This window comes from Marinobacter bryozoorum, from assembly GCF_023156245.1.
GTDB lineage: Bacteria > Pseudomonadota > Gammaproteobacteria > Pseudomonadales > Oleiphilaceae > Marinobacter > Marinobacter bryozoorum.
The window spans coordinates 1-12,884 of the sequence record NZ_JAKZAH010000058.1; the positions used below are offsets into that span (position 1 = coordinate 1).

Genomic DNA, 12,884 nt, shown 5'->3' on the forward strand with positions numbered 1-12,884 from the left:
CCAAAGGCCATGGAAAACCTGGAGAAGGATCGTGACGAGCTGCTGGCCTTCTACGATTTTCCGGCGATTCACTGGATTCACTTACGGACGACCAATCCGATTGAATCCACCTTCGCCACAGTGCGACTGAGAACCAAGCGAAGCCGCTCTTGCGGCAACCGCGACACCACGTTATCGATGGTGTTCAAACTGCTCCAGTCCGCCCAAAAGCGCTGGAAGCGGATCAAGGGGTTCGACCAACTGAAGCTGGTCGTGGACAACGTTCAGTTTCAGGATGGAATAGAGGTGGAAGATCAATCTGACAGGAACGCTGCCTGATGGTCATACACCAGATTTGACAATAACTCCAGCACCGACAAAATGGCGCAAGCCAGGAAGTGGCTGCCGCCAAGGCGGGCATTTCCGTTCGATCCGGAAGACGCATCGAGACGTCAACACAAAAACCCCGCGTTAACACCGAGCGGCAGTGGCGCACCCGAGAAGATCCACTGGAAGCCGTTTGGGAGACAGAGTTGCTCCCCTTGCTAGAAGCCAAGCCGGATTTGACCGGAACAACCCTGCTTGATTACTTGCAAGAGCAGTACCCTGAGCACTACGACCAGACCATTTTGCGCACACTGCAACGCCGGGTGAAGCAATGGCGAGCACTGCATGGGCCGGAACGAGAGGTCATTTTTCGCCAACAGGCCGTTGTCGCACAGCAGGGATTCTCTGATTTTACCCACCCCGATAACCCGATTACGATTCAGTCCAAGGCCTTTCCACACCTGCTCTATCAATTTCGACTGGCCTACAGTGGCTGGCGCTCGGTCACCGTGGTTCAGGGCGGTGAGAGTTATGCGGCTCTGGCGACGGGGTTGCAGCGAGCCTTACAGCAAGCCGGTGGCAGCCCTGTTGAGCACCGCACGGATAGCCTGAGTGCGGCACGCAATAACCGGCAGAACGTGTGGGCTGACGCTTACAGCGAGCTGTGCCAACATTACCGCATGACGCCTACCCGGAATAATCTGGGGCAGTCCCATGAGAACGGTGTCGTGGAGTGTGCCAATGGCTCGCTCAAGAAACGCCTGGCACAACAGCTGTTACTGCGCGGCCACAATGACTTCGAGAGTATCGAGCAGTACCAGGAGTTTATCGATTGTGCTGTCGACAAACTCAATCGGCGCAACCGAGCGCGTGTACTTGAAGAACAGGCTGCCTTGCAGCCACTGCCGGAGTTTACAGCCGCCGAGTATCAGACCCTCCATCTCAAGGTGACCCGCAGCTCAACCATCGAAGTCCGCCGCGTTGTCTACACGGTGCCATCGCGCTTGATTGGCGAATCGGTGCAAATCAGGTTGCACCACGACAAGCTCGTGTTGTTCGTCGGTCAGCAGCCGGCACTGACCTTACCGCGCGTGTATCCGAAGCCCGGCGAGAATCGCGCCCGCAGCGTCAATTACCGGCACGTGATCTGCTCACTAGCCTCCAAGCCACAGGCCTTCCGTTACTCTCAGCTGCGTGATGACCTGCTCCCGGACGATAATTACCGCCAACTCTGGCAACTCGCGGATGAGCATCTTGAACCCCGTGAAGCCTGCAAATGGATCGTAACAACACTGCGACTGGCCTCCGAATACGATGACGAGCAATCGCTGGGGGAAGACCTGTTGGTAGAAGCCCGGGCCGGCCGGTTCGCGTCAATTACCGAGATCCAGTCACGCTACCTTCGCGGCACTCCCGATCTCGAATTCACAGCTCCAAGCCAACACACCCTGGTCAGTTATGACGACTTACTGTCTTCGATCCGCAGCCAAGAGGCGTCAATATGACCGACTCCGTCGCCTTGCTGCTTAAAGAACTCCGTCTGCCGGCCTTCCACCGCCATTACCAATCACTCTGGGAAACGGCCGTTGAAAAGAACTGGTCACACACGGATTACCTGGCAGCCTTATGTGAATACGAACTCTCAGATCGCTACCAGCGTCGAACTCAGAAGTGGCTGCGAGAGGCTAAGCTTGCGGCCAACAAAACCTTCTCTGCACTGGATCAAAGTGGCTTTAGCCGCCCCTGCAACGCCGCACTGGCGAAGCTGCAACAAGACAGTGACTGGGTACACCATGCCGATAATGTGCTGTTGATTGGTCCCAGCGGCACCGGCAAAACCCACATCGCCAATGCCCTGGGCCATCAACTCACCGAGCAGGGCGTGCGCTGCAAGCTGTTCCCTGCGATAGCGCTGGTTCAGCACCTACAGCAGGCCAAGCGCGATCTCGACTTGATGACCGCCATGACACGCCTGGATAAATACCGAGTCATCATCATTGACGATATTGGCTACGTGAAAAAAACGGATGCCGAAACTCAGGTGCTGTTCGAGTTCATCGCCCATCGCTATGAGAGTGGCAGTCTGATCGTCACCGCCAACCAGCCATTCAGTGAATGGGATCAAATCTTCCCGGACAACATGATGACTGTAGCCGCCGTAGACCGATTGATACACCACGCGACAATTATTGAATTAGAGGGGGAAAGCTACCGACGACAGCAACAGCTTAAGCAGGCTGGAAAGAGTAAAAAGTAAGACCACCCAACCGGCCACCATAGTTGTCGCGAACCGGCCAAGATAGTTGACGCCGAACAGTCCACACCACAAAACCACCCTACGGCATCGGTTGGTACATTTTTTACCAAGCGGGACAGAACAGAGTATGACGACCAGATCAGCGCACAACTGAATGCCACGGCATAACCGCCGATATTGCCAACAGTAAAGCCTGCACTGTTCCTTCCAATCAGCACCCAGCACCCCACAAGCGCAAGACTCGCCCCCAGGATATGGGGTTTGCGCAAGGACTCACCCGGCAACAGCGACGACATCAGCACAATAAACAGCGGCCAGAGATAGGCAAGCAGGCTCACTTCTATCGCGGGCGCCAGGGTCATCGCCTTGAAATAGGCAAAATGGTAACCGAACAGACCGCCAACTCCGATGCACCAGGCCAGGGGCGGCTGGCTTATATACCGGGTTCCAGAATGGCCTGCCAGAAACCAGCGAACACACATCAGCAAGAATGCGATGCCAAACGTCATCGACATCAACTGAAATTCCGGAATTCCCCCACTGGTAAGCTTGGTCAACAGTGCAAGCGTTCCCCAGAGAAATACAGAGATGGAGCCTATCCAGGTCGCCGTAACAATGGTCGCCATAACTACCCTCGGAAAGTTGCAGGTGAAAATTGCCGGTTAAAGGGTTCAGAAGGGTGGATTTTATAACCCCACAGACCAGGCAAGCTTTCGGATTACGGCAGACTTATTTCGACTTTCGGCGGAAATGACTGGGTGATTTACCGAAATGGCGGGAAAAGCGATCACTGAACGCCGAAAGTGAGCCGTAGCCCACAGAATCGGCTATACGCTGAATATCAAGGTCTGACTGCGCCAGTAAACGCCATGATTCCTGCATTCGCACCTCGGTCAGGTAATGGTGCGGTGTCATGCCAATCTGTACACGAAACAACTCATTAAGCTGTCGAATGCTCAGGTGGGCCACAGACGCGAGTTCGGCAGCGGTAATTTTCCTTTGGAAGTTATCGTCAATGAATTGCTTTGCCGCAGATACCCGCCGGTCCAGGTTCAGTTTGTCGCCGTGCCGTTCCTGTAGAAGCTGAATTAACAGCAGCAACATCTGGTGCTCTGTGTGGGATGACCCCGCACCATTTACCAATTGCGAGTGCAGAAACTGGACGTAGTGGAGCAAGGCCGGATCCAGGTCAACAAAGAAGGGAAGCCGATCCAGTGCCGGAGCCAGGGCCTCTGGCAAATCAGCCACCAGAAACTGATTTACCTCCGTTGCAAAATACCCGTGATCACGTCCGGACGGGATAACAGCGGCCCGGTTCCGTTCAACGGCGCCCTCGGTTTTGTTTACCGACAGCGAGAGCTTACCCAGCAAGGGCAACACCAGTTGGTGGTGACCATGAGTGTGTTGTTTGCCTTCGTTATCATAACTTCGAAGGTGAAGGTTTACGCCGGATGCTGCCATGGGCGGAGTATATTCGAATGTCTGCGCGTGTGGGAGCAACTGGCGAAACACTGGCAACCACGAATCAGGCAGTTAAGGCCCTGGGTTTTATTGGCGAACACTGCCTTGGTGAATAACCCTGCTTGTTGGAGGCCGCCAGAACATGATCACGTTTCCCAGGATAGTTAAAGTCGCCCCAATCATCGCCAGTGGTGTCCAGCTGTAGCCTTCGAACACCGTTGAGATGGCCAGAGCGACGATCGGAAACAGCACGGTGGCATAACCCGCCCGGGCGGAGCCAATTCGGGCCGCTAATACAAGATAGGCGGTAAAACCAGCAACGGACCCAATAACCGCAAGATAAACCAGCGCTAACCAGTAGGTCGGGGTGGTTGAGAGAACCAGCGGCTGGCCACTCACAAGAATTATAATCAACAACACAAACGCGCCAATACCCATGCCCCAAGCGTTGGCGCTGACCGGCGTAATCCCCAGGCCACTGTTTTTTCGGGATGCCATGTTCCCCAGGGAGAACATCAGCGTTCCAAACACAGCCCAGCCGATTCCCTGAAGCACGCCAAGGTGATGATTGGCGAAAAGGTCGCGCCAGAAAACCAGTAACAGGCCTATCGTACCTACGCTGCCAGCCAGGATCGTTCGTGCTGTGATTTGGTCACCAAAGAACAACCGTGCGTTGACTGCGTTGAAGATCGATGCCAGCGAGAAAACGATCGAAACCAGCCCTGACGGAATCAGCGCAGAGGCCTTATAAAGTCCGACGAAATTAAAGCAGAATAAACAAAGTGCCTGGATAACCACGAACCGCCAGAGGGCCGGGCGCTTGAGCCGTCGCATCATCGCCAGCCCGGCCAGCATGATCAGACCGGCCAGGGCGAAACGGAAAAAGATGGACACGATTATCGGAACCTCACTGATCTGGGCCGCAATAGCAATCCAGGTGGTTCCCCATATAAGAACGGTAGTAGTGAACAGGGTTATATTGTTCATGGCAGGCCTTCAACTTTCCATTGATGGCACTACGTTAAGTGTTTTCCCCTGTCAGGTTTTGCACATTCTTGCGGTGTTTTTTTTCGAATTAACCAGGGGCGATCATGCTTTGGTAAGCTTGAGTCATGTCTCGAACCGTTGAACATTTCCTTGGCCGGTCAAACGCCGAAAACCTCGCCACCAGGCTGGACCTGGGCGCAGGCTGCAGTGTCGCGATCTGGGAAAACCAGAACGATCACGTGCGATACGAAGCGCCGAACAACCATACTTTCAGCCTTTATCTAAAGGGTGGAACAGGCACCCGGCGTCTCGATGCTGGCAGAATATCTGGCTGGCCTGGCGCTGTTTGCGTCATGCCTGCAGGACAAAGCTCGGAGTGGGAAATAACCCAGGCTTTCCGCTTCGTTCACCTGTACCTCTCCGATACCAGGCTGCGCAGCCTATATTCGGAAGCCCATGACTGCGACGCTCGCCACCTTGACCTTGTTGAAACCAACTTTGCGAACAAGCCAGATCTTGCGCTACCGCTGGCAGAATTGGCACGCGCCGTGTTTTCGCAGAATGCGCTTCAGGCCGACAGCGCCATGGCTGACCTGGTGGGAGCCCTTCCCGGGCGGCAAATGCGCTTTCTTGGAGGGCTTGCCCCTCATATTCTGCGGAGGGTGGACGACTATATTGAAGCTTATATCGCGGCGCCAATTCACCTCAATGACCTTGCATCACTGGCGAATATGTCCGGATTCCACTTCCACCGCATGTTCCGGCTGGTGCGCGGGTGCCCGCCCCACAGCTGGGTTACCAGACGAAGGGTCTGCCGCGCCAGGGAACTTCTACGCTCTGAAACACCGATTGCAGACATTGCGGTCAATTGCGGCTTTTCGAGCCAGAGCCATCTTACCCGCGTCTTTCGCGCGCAGACAGGTCGAACGCCCGCACAATTTCGCAAGCTTGTTCACGGTACGTGACGCCATTCAGCGATTCGCGCGACATAGTGATGGTCCCATGAAGATTATAATAGGCGTTGGCAGCGCAAAAGCGTTAATGCAGCTATTTCGGACTTTTCATCCACCAGCCAGAACCAATCCATTTTACCATGTATACGTATAGTTCCAAAGAAGGGGGAACGATGAAAGGCCATGAATACTATCTTCTTGACGTCTTCACCAACCGGGCCTTTTCGGGAAACCCGCTTGCCGTGTTTCCAAACGCAGAAGGCATTGATACCAGCACAATGCAGGCTATTGCCAACGAGTTGAACCTCTCCGAAACTGTATTTGTGGGCCGGGCAAGTTCCCCGGAACGCTTCCCTATTCGTATCTATACACCAACAATGGAGCTTCCTTTTGCCGGCCATCCGGTGGTCGGCACCGCTCACCTACTGGCGGCGCTGGACATGGCCAAGCGCGACTGCCCGCTGACGCTGGAAGCGGATGTTGGGCCTTTAGTGGTGGGCTACGAAAAAGACCTGGCCCGTTTCACCGCAGCGGCACCGATAGCTATCCAAAGTAGTACTCTGAACTCATTAACCGCAACGGAACTGCTCGGACTAAAGGAGGGAGAGGTTGTTGGCGAGCCGGTGCTCGCTTCCTGTGGGCTACCGTACCATCTGATCGAACTCGACTCATTGGAAGCGCTCGCATGTGCACAACCCTCACCCCGGGTTTGGTCGGAGTGGGTATCACCCAGCGGCTACGCGCAGATCTATCTCTATGTGATCGACAAGACCGCTGGCCAGGAGGGTGTGTTGCGCAGTCGTATGTTCTCGACAGAAGGTGGGGTTCGTGAAGATTCCGCGACCGGAAGCGCTGCAGCAGCGTTGGCGGGATATCTCGCGATGGCTATGCCGTGTCCTGGCCTATGGCGTTGGGAAATCCACCAAGGTATAGAGATGGGCCGGCCCAGCCAAATATTCGTCGAGGCAGAACGCACTGAAGATTCTGAAACGCTAATCCGTATTGCCGGGCAGGCAGTGGTCATCGGTAGCGGTACACTTCATCCCGGATCGGCAAACCCTCGATGACATCAAAATCATTGGATATCAGCATTCCCGCCGCGATCTCAATTTTATTCAATACCAAGACCGACGTTCAGGGCAGACTCTACCTGCAACCTGAACGGAGAACACCATCTATGAGCCTTTCCCTTATTCTGCCCATGTCAGCCTTTGCCCTGGCGACGTCCATCTCCCCGGGGCCGGTCAACCTTGTATGCCTGGGCAGCGGCACCCGTTACCCGGTTTCCCGGGGGCTGACTTTTGTAACCGGTGCCACTGTAGGCTTCACCGCCTTGTTCATTGCGGTGGGGTTGGGGCTTTACTCACTGTTGACCATGGTGCCTGTAGCCGAAGAGTTGCTGCGCTGGGGCGGTGTTGCCTTCTTGCTCTACCTGAGCGTGAAGCTGGCCTTGGACAGCGGGCACTTGCCGGATGAAGGCGCTGAAAAGGCACCTGGCTTCGGGACAGGAGCGCTGATGCAGTGGCTCAACCCCAAGGCCTGGCTGGCCTCGGCGTCCGGTATCGGCGCTTACACCAGCGCGAATGACCTGCAACAGATTTTGCTGTTCGCCTTGCTTTACCTGCCCATCTGCTGGCTGTCGCTGGCCTGCTGGGTATACGCCGGCGCCTTCCTGCGGCGATACGTTCAGCGCCCGGTGGTGCTGGTAACGGTAAACAGGACTCTGGCCTTGCTGCTCGCTGTCAGTTGCCTATATCTCGTAATTGGCTGAGGGACACCGATATTGATTCGGCGTTGCCGCCATCAGCCGTTTGAACGTGCGCTGGAAATGCGGCTGGTCGGTAAAGCCTGCATTAAGGGCCGCTTCGGCAATGGGGGTGCCGTTTGCCAGCTCACGGCGCCCAAACTGAACGCGGCGGTTCACCAGATAAGCGTGGGGCGTAAGGCCAAAATATTGCCTGAACGCGCGAATCAGGTGGCCAGCGCTGTAACCGGAAATCTCGCACAGGGCATCCAGCGAGACGTCTTCAGCCACGTGGCCATCCAGATAGTGAGCCAGCGCCTGCAGAGCCCGCGGTGCCTGGGGTTCCTGGGGTTCCTGCGCAACCGGCTGCCTCGCTAATTCGTGCATCAGGTCTGACAGAAACTCCACCACCTCCGTCTGCTTGTCCAGCAGATCACGCTGTGGATCGAGAAGGCAGTCCGCCATGCGACTATAGCGTTCATACCAGTGCGGGCCTGACACGGTGGCCAAAGAGATATCTTGCCAATGGGGCCCCGGCAACAGGCCGGCGCCATAGCGCAAATCCGTCAACCAACCGGTATCCACATACAACATCAGGTAGCCCCACGGCTGATTGTCGATGGGATTGCAGGCATGGACCCACTCCGGATTCATCAGCACAAGGTCGCCAGCACTCACCCGGCAATGATCATTCCGATACTGAAAGGTACTTTCTCCGCTAGTAATAGCCCCGATCGACCACTCGGTGTGGCTGTGAGGGGCGTAACACATCTGGCGGCCATCCTCGACCTTGCGTAACTCCACATGGGTCATACGGGCGTCTCGCCAAAATAGCGGGTTACTTTGAGTGTTCATCACCTTCGATCTGTCCCGAGAATTTGTTTCCGGTATTTTGGCTCTTCAGTGAACCGATGCCAACCACCATCGTCTGGTTCGTGACTCATTATGGACTTCCAAATAAGATGGTTGTTAAAGGCCATGTCTGCTTTGGTTGCGGCTCACCAGATCTATAAGAAAATCAGCGAACGCTCGCGTGCGGCGCGACTGTGTCAGGTCGGACTGGATTACCAGGTAGATAGGCTGATCGACGCCTATGTTCGAATCGACGCAGAGCAGTCCAGCACTTACAGCTAGGAAATGGGGTAGGACGGCGAGCCCGAGCCCCGCCTTGGCGGCTGCCACCTGGGACGAAAGCGAGGTGGTGGTCAATACAGGTTCGCGCCCCTGCAAAATTCGTTCGGTCCATTGCGCAGCAGGCAGGTGCGACTGCATCTCGCTCCAGGTGATAAAGGCGTCCGTGTTATAGTCGCCGGAATCGGGGCGGGTCTCACGCTGCGCCGCATAGCCCGGACTACTGTATAACCCGTATCCCAGTGTGCCGAGGCGGCGAAGTGTAACGTGGCCTCGTTCGGGCTTGACCATCCTCAATGCCAGGTCAGCGTCACGACGATGCAGGTTAACGGTGGTTATATCGGTCACGAGTTCTACCGTAATTTCAGGATACTGCCTGTGGAACTCCGGCAATGCCGGCAGAATGAGCCCCGTCGCCAGGTTCTCGGCCGTGGCCAGACGCACTCTCCCCGCCATCGGCATATGAGTGGCGACTCCCGAGGTAAACGCAGCTGCCGCAGCTTCCAGCGCTTCGGCCTTCTCGATCAATCCAGCCCCCTCTTCGGTGAGCAGATAGCCTGACTGTTGGCGTACAAAAAGCGGTAGCTTCAAAACCCTTTCGAGCCGTTCAATGTGCCGCGAAAGCGTTGCGATACCCAGCTTGAGCTCTGACGCCGCACCACTTAGGGTTCCGTGGCGGGCGACTGCAAGAAAGGCGCGGATGTCGTCCCAGACCCAGCCTCGTGGCATCTGTTTTTCATATCCGGAAATCTGTTTACCCAAATCGTTCATTTTTTTCATCCATGGATAGTGCCACGCTGTAATTCCGGTATTCAAGGAGACACATCATGAAAAAACGAACACTTGGCACCAACCTGTCTGTATCCGCCATCGGATTGGGCTGCATGGGGATGAGCGAGTTCTATGGCCCGAGGGATGACAGCGAATCGCTGCGTGTGCTGGCGCGTGCCGTCGAGCTTGGTGTCGACTTTTTCGATACGGCAGACATGTACGGGCCACATCACAACGAAGAACTGATTGGTCGTTTTTTTGCCCACAACAGGCAGCCGGTTCGCATTGCGACAAAATTCGGTATTGTGCGCAACCCCGGTGAATACCAGCGCAGTCTGGAAAACAGTGCTAACTATGCGCGCAAAGCCTGCGAGGCTTCCCTACGCCGTCTCGGAGTGGAACAAATTGACCTCTATTATGTGCATCGCATCAACCCCGAGCAGCCGATCGAAGAGACGATCGACGGGCTTGCAAGGTTGGTCAAGGCCGGTAAGATCGCCCACGTCGGCCTGTGCGAGGTCAGTGCAGAGACACTGCGCCGGGCCCATGCGGTTCACCCGATCACGGCGGTGCAGACCGAATACTCTCTCTGGACACGCGACGTGGAGCAAGAAGTGCTGCCCAGCTGTCGCGAATTAGGCATCGGCTTCGTGCCCTACTCGCCACTCGGCCGTGGGTTTCTGACTGGCCGGTTTCAGGATACAGCGGAGCTCGGTGATGGTGACTTTCGTAGCAACCTACCGCGCTTTGCGGAGGGGGCGATCGACACAAACCGCCGGATCGCAGACGTAATCGCCGAAATGGCCAGACAGAAAGGTTGCAGCCCGGCGCAGCTCTCACTGGCCTGGCTCTTGTCAAAAGGACCCGACATCGTGCCGATCCCTGGCACAAAGCAACTGCGCTATCTTGAAGAGAATGTTGCTGCAGCGCAGATCTCGCTGAGTACAGAGGAGCAGCAACTACTCGAAACAGCGACCGCACGCCTGCCGGTAATCGGTAAACGCTACACCCCAGAGGGCATGAAGGGGGTGAACGCATGAGCACTAAACCTCTCGATCGACGCACGCAGGCATTGGCGCTGCTTGAACAGCTTGAGTCAGGGGCCTCTGGGCGCGTCGCAAAAAATCTCTATGACTTTCACCCCGACGCGGTCGAGATACTGCTGGGTTTCGCGTTCACCGACGTGGTTGCACGCGAAGGGATTCCATTAAAGACTCGCGAGATGCTGACCGTCGCAATGCTTGCGGCGATGGGGACGGCAGCGGGTCAGCTTGAGTTTCATATACGCGCTGCTTTGAACACCGGCGCCTCCCATGATGAAATCGTCGAGATCGTCCTGCAAGTGGCCGTGTACGCCGGCATTCCGGCGGCGATGAATGCCATCACGGCGGCAAAAGCCGCCTTCACATCTGGCTGGTCCGGCAGTTAAATGTGCAAGTGTTATATTTCAAAGAGAAGAGGCTCTCGTGAGGATGAAAGGCAGTTGTTTGTGTGGTGAGATATGGTACGAAATAAGTGCTTTAGACATGCCTATAATTCACTGCCACTGCCAGACTTGTCGCAAGGCCCATGCGGCCCCATTTGCTTCAACAGCTGGCGTAAAGCGCGAGCACTTTCGCTGGCTCTCCGGCGAAGAGTTTCTGTCTACGTATGAGTCTTCGCCTGGAAAACTCCGGCATTTCTGTAGGCAATGCGGCTCGCATTTGGTCGCGGAAAGGCCATCTCAGCCACACGTCATTCTTCGGGTTGCAACATTGGACGATGATCCGATATCGAGGCCTGAAGCTCATATTTGGGTCTCCCATGATGTGCCATGGCTGGAATATGAAACTGTCTGCAAGTTTCTGGAATGGCCATAGAGTATTTTAGTCATAAAAGTAGGCATTCATCGGGCGCTACTGTGTACGTCGATGCCCGCTGAGCAAAAAATCTGCGAGGAGATAGTTGTTGTATGTACGTGCCAGATCACTTCAAGGAAGAGAATACCGAAAAGCTCCATCAATATATTCGCGATTATAGCTTCGGGCTCCTTGTAATCGCCGACGCTGAAGGTATCGAAGCGAACCATGTTCCTTTTCATTTGAGCAGTGAGGATGATAGCTCACTCGGCACATTGCAGTGCCATCTGGCGCGGAACAATCCAGCATGGCAACGAATTGAAAATAATGGGGCAGTCCTGGCCATTTTTCAGGGGCCGGATGCTTACGTGTCGCCATCATGGTATCCCTCCAAAGCAGAAACCGGGCGCGCTGTTCCAACCTGGAATTATCTGGCGGTGCATGTCGAAGGCCGTGCCCGCGTTATACAGGACCCTGTTTGGCTCAAGGATCACGTGTGCCAATTAACGGCACAGCATGAAAGAGGTCGAGCGCAGCCCTGGGCTGTAGATGATGCGCCAGCGGATTTCACTGATCGTTTGGTGAAAGCAATCGTTGGAATCGAGATAACGATCGAGAGTTTGACTGGAAAGTTGAAGGCCAGTCAAAATCAGCCTGAGCGCAACCGAACCGGTGTCAAAGCTGGCCTGAAAAGCGAGAGCACACCAAGTGCCAATGCGATGTCCAGGTTCATCCGCTAACAGGTCCCGGAAGGAAGGGCGTGAGGCACATCGTTTTTGTACCGTATTACGCATTAAGGAAGAGTGAGCGATGCTAAAGCCAGTAGTACAAGAAGAACCTTCAGGGTGCGGAATTGCGTCTGTTGCAAATATCCTGGGAAAAACCTATCAAGAGATGAAAACCCGAGCGAATGCCATGGGCATTTATGCTGAAGATAAATCGCTTTGGTCTGACACTCAATACGTTAGGAGGATGCTGTCCAGTGCCAGAGTTGAGACTTCTCCCACCGAAGTTGCTTTTGAATCCTGGAGCAAACTACCTGATTTAGCACTGCTATCTATCAAGCACCATCAGGAGGATGGCAAAAATTTCTGGCACTGGGTTTTGTTCAAACGCGTAAATGGGCAGCCTTTCGTCTTGGATTCAGCAAGTTACCTGCCGTCCAATATTCGGACAGACTTCGATGAAATGCAGCCTGAATGGTTTATCGAGGTTAAAATTGCATAACAATACTGTTCAATCAACTTCGAATATTTATTCCTCGTATCGTCTACGGCGAGAACCCAGCGTATCGTAGGTTACGAACTACGAGGTTACCTCAGCAGGATTCCTGAAATGTTTGATTACACAATTGTTCACTGTAGTGGCCCCCATTTAAACCGGACACCTTGGTAGAAGCAAAGGCCTAGGCATAGACCTAGTGCAAAGGAGTGTCC

General features: G+C 54.9%; 16 protein-coding genes and 1 pseudogene. 12 read left to right on the forward strand and 5 right to left on the reverse strand.

Going from position 1 to position 12,884, the window contains the following annotated elements:
• The 4 genes and pseudogenes from MLC59_RS18525 to istB form a co-directional block, all read left to right on the forward strand.
• Positions 1–318, forward strand: a 318-nt coding sequence (locus MLC59_RS18525) for a transposase (protein ID WP_248237088.1), incomplete at its 5' end; no start/stop codon positions are given.
• Positions 319–359: 41 nt separating this feature from the next.
• Positions 360–1,205, forward strand: a pseudogene (istA, locus tag MLC59_RS20210) (IS21 family transposase); the annotation flags it as partial.
• Positions 1,200–1,811, forward strand: a complete 612-nt coding sequence (locus MLC59_RS20215) for a Mu transposase domain-containing protein (RefSeq protein WP_427901745.1) — start codon at positions 1,200–1,202, stop codon at positions 1,809–1,811. The pseudogene istA and the gene MLC59_RS20215, both read left to right, overlap by 6 nt.
• Entirely contained in the window at positions 1,808–2,563 is a 756-nt protein-coding gene (istB, locus tag MLC59_RS18535) for an IS21-like element helper ATPase IstB (RefSeq protein ID WP_248237091.1), read from the forward strand. The genes MLC59_RS20215 and istB overlap by 4 nt, the downstream gene beginning before the upstream one ends.
• On the opposite strand, the gene MLC59_RS18540 is transcribed toward istB, so the two are convergent.
• The 3 genes from MLC59_RS18540 to MLC59_RS18550 all read right to left on the reverse strand — a co-directional run bounded on the left by MLC59_RS18540 (position 2,515) and on the right by MLC59_RS18550 (position 5,011).
• Positions 2,515–3,189: a DMT family transporter gene (locus MLC59_RS18540; RefSeq protein ID WP_248237093.1), complete on the reverse strand. Its 675-nt coding sequence runs from the start codon at positions 3,187–3,189 to the stop codon at positions 2,515–2,517. The genes istB and MLC59_RS18540 overlap by 49 nt on opposite strands.
• 103 nt (positions 3,190–3,292) lie before the next feature.
• A complete protein-coding gene (locus MLC59_RS18545) occupies positions 3,293–4,075 on the reverse strand; it encodes an AraC family transcriptional regulator (protein ID WP_248237094.1) in 783 nt (260 codons plus the stop codon).
• A gap of 36 nt (positions 4,076–4,111) precedes the next feature.
• Positions 4,112–5,011: a DMT family transporter gene (locus MLC59_RS18550; RefSeq protein WP_248237095.1), complete on the reverse strand. Its 900-nt coding sequence runs from the start codon at positions 5,009–5,011 to the stop codon at positions 4,112–4,114.
• 125 nt (positions 5,012–5,136) lie between these two features.
• Between MLC59_RS18550 and MLC59_RS18555 the strand changes: the two genes are divergently transcribed.
• The 3 genes from MLC59_RS18555 to MLC59_RS18565 all read left to right on the forward strand — a co-directional run bounded on the left by MLC59_RS18555 (position 5,137) and on the right by MLC59_RS18565 (position 7,735).
• Positions 5,137–5,976, forward strand: coding sequence for a helix-turn-helix transcriptional regulator (locus MLC59_RS18555; protein WP_248237096.1), 840 nt, complete (start codon positions 5,137–5,139; stop codon positions 5,974–5,976).
• A gap of 161 nt (positions 5,977–6,137) precedes the next feature.
• Positions 6,138–7,031 (forward strand): PhzF family phenazine biosynthesis protein, encoded by an 894-nt coding sequence (locus MLC59_RS18560; protein ID WP_248237097.1) that lies wholly within the window; start codon positions 6,138–6,140, stop codon positions 7,029–7,031.
• Positions 7,032–7,141: 110 nt separating this feature from the next.
• Complete coding sequence (locus tag MLC59_RS18565; protein ID WP_248237098.1) at positions 7,142–7,735, forward strand: LysE family translocator; 594 nt, start codon at positions 7,142–7,144, stop codon at positions 7,733–7,735.
• Here MLC59_RS18565 and MLC59_RS18570 read toward each other — a convergent pair.
• Positions 7,715–8,563 carry an AraC family transcriptional regulator gene (locus tag MLC59_RS18570; RefSeq protein ID WP_248237099.1) on the reverse strand — a complete coding sequence of 283 codons (849 nt, stop codon included), beginning with the start codon at positions 8,561–8,563 and terminating at the stop codon, positions 7,715–7,717. The genes MLC59_RS18565 and MLC59_RS18570 overlap by 21 nt on opposite strands.
• 114 nt (positions 8,564–8,677) lie before the next feature.
• On the reverse strand, positions 8,678–9,655 hold the full coding sequence (locus MLC59_RS18575; RefSeq protein ID WP_248237100.1) for a LysR family transcriptional regulator: 978 nt from the start codon (positions 9,653–9,655) through the stop codon (positions 8,678–8,680).
• Positions 9,656–9,666: 11 nt separating this feature from the next.
• On the opposite strand from MLC59_RS18575, the gene MLC59_RS18580 reads away from it, so the two are divergent.
• The 5 genes from MLC59_RS18580 (at position 9,667) to MLC59_RS18600 (ending at position 12,675) form a co-directional block, all read left to right on the forward strand.
• Complete coding sequence (locus tag MLC59_RS18580; RefSeq protein ID WP_248237101.1) at positions 9,667–10,650, forward strand: aldo/keto reductase; 984 nt, start codon at positions 9,667–9,669, stop codon at positions 10,648–10,650.
• Positions 10,647–11,039 (forward strand): carboxymuconolactone decarboxylase family protein, encoded by a 393-nt coding sequence (locus MLC59_RS18585; protein ID WP_248237102.1) that lies wholly within the window; start codon positions 10,647–10,649, stop codon positions 11,037–11,039. Before MLC59_RS18580 ends, MLC59_RS18585 begins: the two co-directional genes overlap by 4 nt.
• Before the next feature lie 43 nt (positions 11,040–11,082).
• Entirely contained in the window at positions 11,083–11,469 is a 387-nt protein-coding gene (locus MLC59_RS18590) for a GFA family protein (protein WP_248237105.1), read from the forward strand.
• A gap of 92 nt (positions 11,470–11,561) precedes the next feature.
• A complete protein-coding gene (locus MLC59_RS18595; protein ID WP_248237103.1) occupies positions 11,562–12,188 on the forward strand; it encodes an FMN-binding negative transcriptional regulator in 627 nt (208 codons plus the stop codon).
• 70 nt (positions 12,189–12,258) lie between these two features.
• Positions 12,259–12,675, forward strand: a complete 417-nt coding sequence (locus tag MLC59_RS18600; RefSeq protein WP_248237104.1) for a hypothetical protein — start codon at positions 12,259–12,261, stop codon at positions 12,673–12,675.
• Positions 12,676–12,884 lie beyond the last annotated feature (209 nt).

Bases quoted from the DNA above. Each gene is read 5' to 3' on its own strand.
- istB (WP_248237091.1), top strand. From the start codon at position 1,808: ATGACCGACTCCGTCGCCTTGCTGCTTAAAGAACTCCGTCTGCCGGCC.
- MLC59_RS18540 (WP_248237093.1), bottom strand. From the start codon at position 3,189: ATGGCGACCATTGTTACGGCGACCTGGATAGGCTCCATCTCTGTATTT.
- MLC59_RS18560 (WP_248237097.1), top strand. From the start codon at position 6,138: ATGAAAGGCCATGAATACTATCTTCTTGACGTCTTCACCAACCGGGCC.
- MLC59_RS18595 (WP_248237103.1), top strand. From the start codon at position 11,562: ATGTACGTGCCAGATCACTTCAAGGAAGAGAATACCGAAAAGCTCCAT.
- MLC59_RS18550 (WP_248237095.1), bottom strand. From the start codon at position 5,011: ATGAACAATATAACCCTGTTCACTACTACCGTTCTTATATGGGGAACC.
- MLC59_RS18600 (WP_248237104.1), top strand. From the start codon at position 12,259: ATGCTAAAGCCAGTAGTACAAGAAGAACCTTCAGGGTGCGGAATTGCG.
- MLC59_RS18570 (WP_248237099.1), bottom strand. From the start codon at position 8,563: ATGAACACTCAAAGTAACCCGCTATTTTGGCGAGACGCCCGTATGACC.
- MLC59_RS18580 (WP_248237101.1), top strand. From the start codon at position 9,667: ATGAAAAAACGAACACTTGGCACCAACCTGTCTGTATCCGCCATCGGA.
- MLC59_RS18590 (WP_248237105.1), top strand. From the start codon at position 11,083: ATGAAAGGCAGTTGTTTGTGTGGTGAGATATGGTACGAAATAAGTGCT.
- MLC59_RS18585 (WP_248237102.1), top strand. From the start codon at position 10,647: ATGAGCACTAAACCTCTCGATCGACGCACGCAGGCATTGGCGCTGCTT.
- MLC59_RS18565 (WP_248237098.1), top strand. From the start codon at position 7,142: ATGAGCCTTTCCCTTATTCTGCCCATGTCAGCCTTTGCCCTGGCGACG.
- MLC59_RS18555 (WP_248237096.1), top strand. From the start codon at position 5,137: ATGTCTCGAACCGTTGAACATTTCCTTGGCCGGTCAAACGCCGAAAAC.